Below are 6,546 nucleotides of genomic sequence, written 5' to 3' on the forward strand. Positions count from 1 at the left end.
GCCCGCGGCCCGCGGCCGGTCCCGCTTCCGGCCCCCGCCGCGCGCTCCCGGCCGCCCCGGGCAGGCCCCGGGGCCCGGCCCCGCCCGTCGGCGGCCGCAACCCTCGCGGTAGCCGCGCCGTCGGTGTGCAACCAGCGCGGTAACGCTCCATCTCCCGAGGGCTGATGCCCCCCGCGTCACCCCGGGCTACGCTGCGGCGATGCGGAAGGCACGGCTCATCGGGCGACCCGCCCGGCTCTTTCCGAAGACCCCTCGGAATCTCCTGCCCGCCCCGGCGGCCCCCTGGGTGTTCGACGCTCTCCTCGGGCTGTCCTACACCGCGGTCAGCCTGCTGCTGGGCTTCGACCCCAACGTGCCGCCGTCGTGGCGCCGCCTGGACGCCACCGGCTCGGTGCTGACCTGCCTGATCAGCCTGTCGACCGTCTTCCGCCGCACCGCCCCGGTGGCCGTGGCCTGCTGGGTGGCCGGACTGTGGACGCTGTTCATCGGCCTGGACTACTGGCCCGTCGTCAACAGCCCCAGCGTCATGCTGGTCATCTACACCGTCGCCGCCACCCGGCCCGCCCGCACCGCCGCGGCCTGCGCCGCGCTGATGGTCGCGGCGTGGATCTACGGCGGGACCACCGGGGCGGAGCCGTCGTGGCCGGCCGTGGTGGCGCAGAGCGTGCTGTACGCGGCCGTGCTGTGCCGGTTCGGGGCCATCGCCCGCACGTCCGAGGAGCGCAACGTACGGCTCACGCGGCTGACCGCCCGGCTGCGGCGCGAGCAGGAGCAGCGGGAGCGGCGCGCGGTCGCCGAGGAGCGGGTGCGCATCGCCCGGGAGCTGCACGACATCGTGGCCCACCACATGTCCGTGATCTCCGTCCAGGCGGGCCTGGCGGGCTACGTCTTCGACTCCGACCCGCCCACCGCGCGCACCGCCCTGTCCACCATCTCCGGCGAGACCACGGAGGCGCTGGAGGAGATGCGGCGGCTGCTGTCGGTGCTGCGGGTGGACCCCGACGACGGCCCCGCGCCCGCGGCGGCGGACCGGCCGGGCGCGCGGGCTCCGGCAGGCGGGGAGGCCGGGGAGGGAGAGGGGCGCGGGTGCTTCGCCCCGGCGCCGGGGCTGGACCGCCTGGAGGAGGTCGTGGAGCGGGTGCGCGGCGCCTCCGTACGGGCCGACCTGGCCGTCACCGGGGCGCGGCGGCCGCTGCCGGCCGGCCTGGAGCAGTGCGCGTACCGGGTGGTCCAGGAGGCGCTCACCAACGTCATCAAGCACGCGCCCACCGCCCGCGTCGCCGTCCGCGTCGACTACGGCCCCGACCGCCTGACTGTCACGGTCGTGAACGACGCCGGTGACAGCACCGTCACAAAGCCCCCCGTCCAGGTCCCCTCGACCGGCCACGGCCTGATAGGTATGCGGGAGCGGGCACGGATCTACGGGGGGCACCTGGACGTGGGTCCGCTCGCGGACGGGGGCTTCCGTGTCCGGCTGACGCTGCCTGTCCACACCACGACGGGGCGGGACGCGGGCGAGGAGACGACTGACGATGGTGACGGTGCTCGTCGTCGATGACCAGGAGCTGATCCGGGCGGGGGTCGCCGCGCTGCTGCGCGCGGCGCCCGGCATGGAGGTCGTCGGCGAGGCGTCGGACGGCGAGGAGGCGGTTGTGCTCGCCGCCGAGCACCGCCCGGACGTGATCCTCATGGACATCCGCATGCCGGGGGTCAGCGGCATCACCGCCACCGAGCGCATCCTGCGCGAGGCCGCCGACCCGCCGCCCCGGATCCTGATGCTGACCACGTTCGACCTGGACGAGTACGTGTACGCGGCGCTGCGCGCCGGGGCCTGCGGCTTCCTGCTGAAGGACACCGGCCCGCAGCGCCTGCTGGCGGCCGTCACGGCGGTGGCGGCCGGCGACATGCTCTTCGCGCCGAGTGTCACCCGCCGCCTGATCGAGGCGTACGCGCGCACCCACCGGGAGCCGCAGCCCTGCGCGGGCGGCAGCCCGAAGGCGCTCGCCTCCCTCACCGACCGGGAGCGCGAGGTGCTGCGGCTCACCGGCCGGGGCCTGTCCAACGTGCAGATCGCCGACGAGCTGGTCATCAGCGAGGCGACCGTGAAGACCCACCTCAACCGCGCCATGGCCAAGCTCAACCTGCGCAGCCGGGCGCAGGCCGTGGTCCTCGCCTACGAGACGGGCATGGTCACGCCGGGCGCGGGGGCCTGACCACAGCGCCTGCCGCGCGCCCCTGCGCCCCCTGATCTTCGTGCGCGCCTGTCCGGGCGCCGCGCGCCGTCCCGGGCATCCGCGCGCCTGCCCGGAGGTCCGCCGCGCCGATCCGCGGAGTCGCGGCCCGCCCGCGCGTGCCGGGGACAACGCGCCTGCTCAGGCAGAACCCCGCCGCGCGGCGCTCGCCGCCGGCGGCCCCGCGCGGGCGGACGGCCCGCCCAGGGGCGCCGGTGCCTGGTGATGCAGGACATACGAATCCAGGGAGTGGGCACACATCCGTAGTCGGTCCGGGTTTCCCAGGGTCACAGCCTCACACGCGCGGCGGCGCGGGCCCGGCGGCACGGGGATCCCGGGCCCGTACGGGAGGGCGGGAGCACGAGAAGATCGGGGATCATGCGGAAATTCGGCAGTATATATAGTTATTACAGGCGCATCGGGGGGCAGCCCGGGATGGCGACTCTTCTGTGGACACGGAGGACGAGGACGGCCGTGCATGCCAGGCGTGAGGAGACCCCGCGCGAGCCGGTGCCCGTGCGGGCCGACCGGCTGCGGATGCTCTCCGCCCTGGACGACCTCGGCGATCTCGACGTGCTGCTGTCGGCCCTCCAGCACGTGACGGCCGAGCTGGGCGGACTGGGCGGCATGGCGCACCTGCGCGCCCCGGACATCGCCCGCGACCTGCGCATGGTCGCCAGCAGCGGGCTGTCGCGGTCCTTCACCCGGCTGTGGGGCAACATCTCCGAGGACGGCTCGGTGGCCCCGGCCGTCGCCACCCGGGACTGCGCGGTCGTCTGGCTGCCGGACGTGGCCACACCCGAGCAGTGGTACGGCCGCACGCCCGACCTGGGCGGCGGGCCGGCCATGCCCCCGGGCACCGGCATGGCCGCCGCCGCGCTGCCCGGCCCGGACGGCTGCCTCGGCGCGCTGTCCGTGCTCACCCCGCCCGGCGGCGAGCCCACCCGCGACCAGCGCGACTTCTTCCGGGAGGTGGCGCGCTGGGCCGCCTCCCGGCTGAGCCTGCTGCCGCCCTCGCCCGGCGGCGCCTCCCTGGCCCTGCTCCAGGCGCCGATGCCCGGCCCCGGCGCGGGCCCGGTGCCCGGCGGCCCGCGGACCCTGCACGCGGCGGCGGCCGGGGAGTGGCGGTGGGACCTGCGCACCGGCCACCTGGACATCGACCACGAGCTGCTGGACGCGGCCGGGATCGACGTGTCCGGGTTCGACCACCGCATCGAGACCTTCGCCGACTGGATCCACCCCGACGACCAGCCCTGGGTGGTCGCCGAGGTGGACAAGGCCATCCGCAACCGCTCCCCGTTCGAGGCCGAGTACCGGCTGCGCCGGGCCAACGGCACGTACGCGTGGCTGCGCGACCGCGCCCGGGTGGAGACCGACGAGACCGGCGAGCCGGTCCGCCTGATCGGCACCGTGTGGCACACCACCGAGACGCACGCCGCCCTGGAGTCGGTCGGCCGCGCCCTCCAGCACATGAACGACGGCTTCCTGTCCGTGGACGACCAGTGGCGCATCGGATTCGTCAACGCGGCGGCCGAGGACCTGCTCGGCTCCTCCCGGCACCTCACCGGCCGGACCATGTGGGAGGTGCCCGCCCTGCGGCGGCTGCCCGGCCTGGAGGCGCGCTGCCGCCGGGCCGCCGCCGAGGGCGTGCCCGAGGGCTTCGACGCCCCCTGGCCGGACACCGACCGCTGGTACCACCTGCGCCTGGTGCCCGTCCCCGACGGCCTGACCGTGTACGTCACCGACATCACCGAGCGGCGCCGTCGCCAGGCCGAGCGGGAGGCCGCCGACCGCGCCGCCGCCGAGCGGGCCGCCCTCATGGGACGCCTGACCCGCGCGCTCGCCGAGGCCGTCACCGCGCAGGACGTGGCCACCGCCGTCGCCGACAACGTGCTGCCGCCCTTCGGCGCCAGCGGCCTGATCGTCTGGGGGCTGGAGGGCGAGCACCTGCACGTCATCGACGCCGTGGGCTATCCGCCCGCCTTCCTCGACCGCGTCCACGGCACGCCCGTGCCGGGCCCCAACCCGGGCGCCGACGTGCTGCGCACCCGCGCCTTGCGCAGCTACGCCACCCGGCAGGAGCTGGAGGTCGCCTACCCCGGCCTCACCGACCTGACCCGGGCCGGCGGCAAGCAGGCCTGGGCCTTCCTGCCGCTGAACGCCTCCGGGGGCCCCATCGGCACCTGCGTGATCTCCTTCGACCAGCCCCGGCGCCTGGACGAGGACGAGCGGACCCTGCTGACCGCGCTCAGCGGCCTGGTCGCCCAGGCCCTGGAGCGCGCCAGCCTCTACGACGCGGCCACCAACCGCGCGCAGGCCCTCCAGCGCGCCCTGCTGCCCCGTACGCTCCCGGAGCTGCCCGCCGTCACCGCCGCCGCCCGCTACCTGCCCGCCACGCGCGGCGCCGACGTGGGCGGCGACTGGTACGACATCATCCCGCTCTCCGGCGACCGGGTGGCCCTGGTCATCGGCGACGTGATGGGCCACGGCATGGCCGAGGCCGCCACCATGGGCCGGCTGCGCACCGCCGTACGCACCCTGTCCGACCTGGAGCTGTCCCCCGACGACGTGCTCGCCCACCTCAACGACCTGGTCGCCGACCTCGGCGACGACCTGTTCTCCACCTGCCTGTACGGCATCTACGACCCGGTCACCAGCGAGTTCGCCTACGCCAGCGCCGGCCACCCGCCGCCCGCCACCGTCCGCCCCGACGGCACCGTCACCTTCGCCGCCCCCACCGCCAACCCGCCGCTCGGCGCCGCCACCCCGCCGTTCGAGACCACGCAGCTCCAACTGGCCTCCGGCAGCCTGCTCGCCTTCTACACCGACGGCCTGGTGGAGTCCGCCACCCGCGAGATCGACGACGGCATGGCGCACCTCGCCCGCACCCTGGNGATCGACGACGGCATGGCGCACCTCGCCCGCACCCTGGCCACCGCCCAGCACGACGGCCAGGGCGGACGGGACGTCAGCCTGGACGCCCTGTGCGACACCGTCACCTCCGCCCTGCTGCCCGACGACCGCATCAACGACGACGCCGCCCTCCTCGTGGCCCGCACCCGCCGCCTGCCCCCGGAGAACGTCGCCTACTGGCCGCTGCCCGAGGACCCCATCGCCGCCGGCCAGGCCCGCGACCACATCCGCACCCAGCTCGCCGCCTGGCACCTGGACGACGAGGAGCTGGCCACCACCACCGAACTCCTGGCCAGCGAGCTGGTGGGCAACGTCGTCCGGCACGCCAGGGGCCCCATCCACCTGCGCCTGCTGCGCAGCCGCAGCCTCATCTGCGAGGTGTCCGACGGCAGCCAGACCACCCCGCACATCCGCCGCACCACCGTGACGGACGAGGGCGGGCGCGGCCTCCAGCTCGTCGCCGCCCTCGCGCTGCGCTGGGGCACCCGCTCCACCCCCGGCGGCAAGTGCATCTGGACCGAGCAGTCCCTTCCTGACAAACCGTCACCATCCGGCCACGACCGCTGAACCGAGCCGAAAGTTCCGGTTCATGTGGACCGAACCCGTCCGAAAGCGGGTAGGCGCATTCCGGGACGGTGTGCGCACGCGGAAACCGTCGCCCGATGTGCCGAAGGGATGGACCTGATGAGGGACAAGGTGAAGCTCTGGCGCCGGCGGCCCAACCCGCTGCGGCGCGGTTCGGACGTGGCCGAGGCGTGGGTCGGACTGGCCGTCGCCGCCCTGGTCGCCGTCGGGGCCCCGGCGGCGGGCGTCCTCACCGGAGCCACGGTGGACGACGCCATGCTGCGGCAGAGCCGCGAGTGGCGGCGCACCCCCGCCGTGCTGCTGGAGCGCTCACCCGACGCCGAGGCGGGCCTGACCGTCGCGGGCCAGCGCACCCGCGTGCGCGCCACCGTCCGCTGGACCGCCGAGAACGGCACCCCGCACACCGGCCGCGCCCTGGTGGCGCCCCGCAGCGAGGCCGGCTCCCGCATCAGCGTCTGGCTCGACCGGCAGGGCCACCTGCGCAACGACCCGGCGACCCCCGAGCAGGCCCTCATGGCGGGCGTCGTCGGCGGCACGTCCGCGACGGTGCTCGCCGGCTGCCTGGCCCTGGGCTGCGGCAAGGCCGTACGGATGGGACTGGACGCGGCGCGGGCGGCGCGCTGGGAGCGGGAGTGGGCAGAGATCGGCCCCCGCTGGAACCAGCACACGCCCTAGCCTCGCGGCGCGCGCCCTCCTCCGGTCCGGGCGGTCCGGTGCGGTGCGCCCCGGCCCGGTGCGCCGGGCGTTCGGGGCGCCCGCCGTGTGGCGCGCCCCGCGCGGGCGTCCGCGCCGCGCGGGCCCGGGCCGGTCGGCGTAC

4 protein-coding genes are annotated in these 6,546 nt (G+C 75.9%); all 4 read left to right on the top strand.

Features of this window, described 5'->3' with window-relative positions; translation table 11 throughout:
* Positions 1-199: 199 nt before the first annotated feature.
* The 4 genes from RKE29_RS26865 (at position 200) to RKE29_RS26880 (ending at position 6,404) form a co-directional block, all read left to right on the top strand.
* Positions 200-1,558 (top strand): sensor histidine kinase, encoded by a 1,359-nt coding sequence (locus RKE29_RS26865; protein WP_312008256.1) that lies wholly within the window; start codon positions 200-202, stop codon positions 1,556-1,558.
* The gene (locus RKE29_RS26870) at positions 1,533-2,213 is read left to right on the top strand and encodes a response regulator transcription factor (protein ID WP_312008257.1); all 681 of its coding nucleotides are present in this window, start codon (positions 1,533-1,535) and stop codon (positions 2,211-2,213) included. The genes RKE29_RS26865 and RKE29_RS26870 overlap by 26 nt, the downstream gene beginning before the upstream one ends.
* 492 nt (positions 2,214-2,705) lie before the next feature.
* Positions 2,706-5,711, top strand: coding sequence for a SpoIIE family protein phosphatase (locus tag RKE29_RS26875; protein WP_312008258.1), 3,006 nt, complete (start codon positions 2,706-2,708; stop codon positions 5,709-5,711).
* 117 nt (positions 5,712-5,828) lie between these two features.
* Positions 5,829-6,404 (top strand): hypothetical protein, encoded by a 576-nt coding sequence (locus RKE29_RS26880; RefSeq protein WP_312008259.1) that lies wholly within the window; start codon positions 5,829-5,831, stop codon positions 6,402-6,404.
* Positions 6,405-6,546 lie beyond the last annotated feature (142 nt).

The sequence above is a fragment of the Streptomyces sp. B1866 genome (genome assembly GCF_031932565.1).
In the GTDB taxonomy this organism is placed as follows: domain Bacteria; phylum Actinomycetota; class Actinomycetes; order Streptomycetales; family Streptomycetaceae; genus Streptomyces.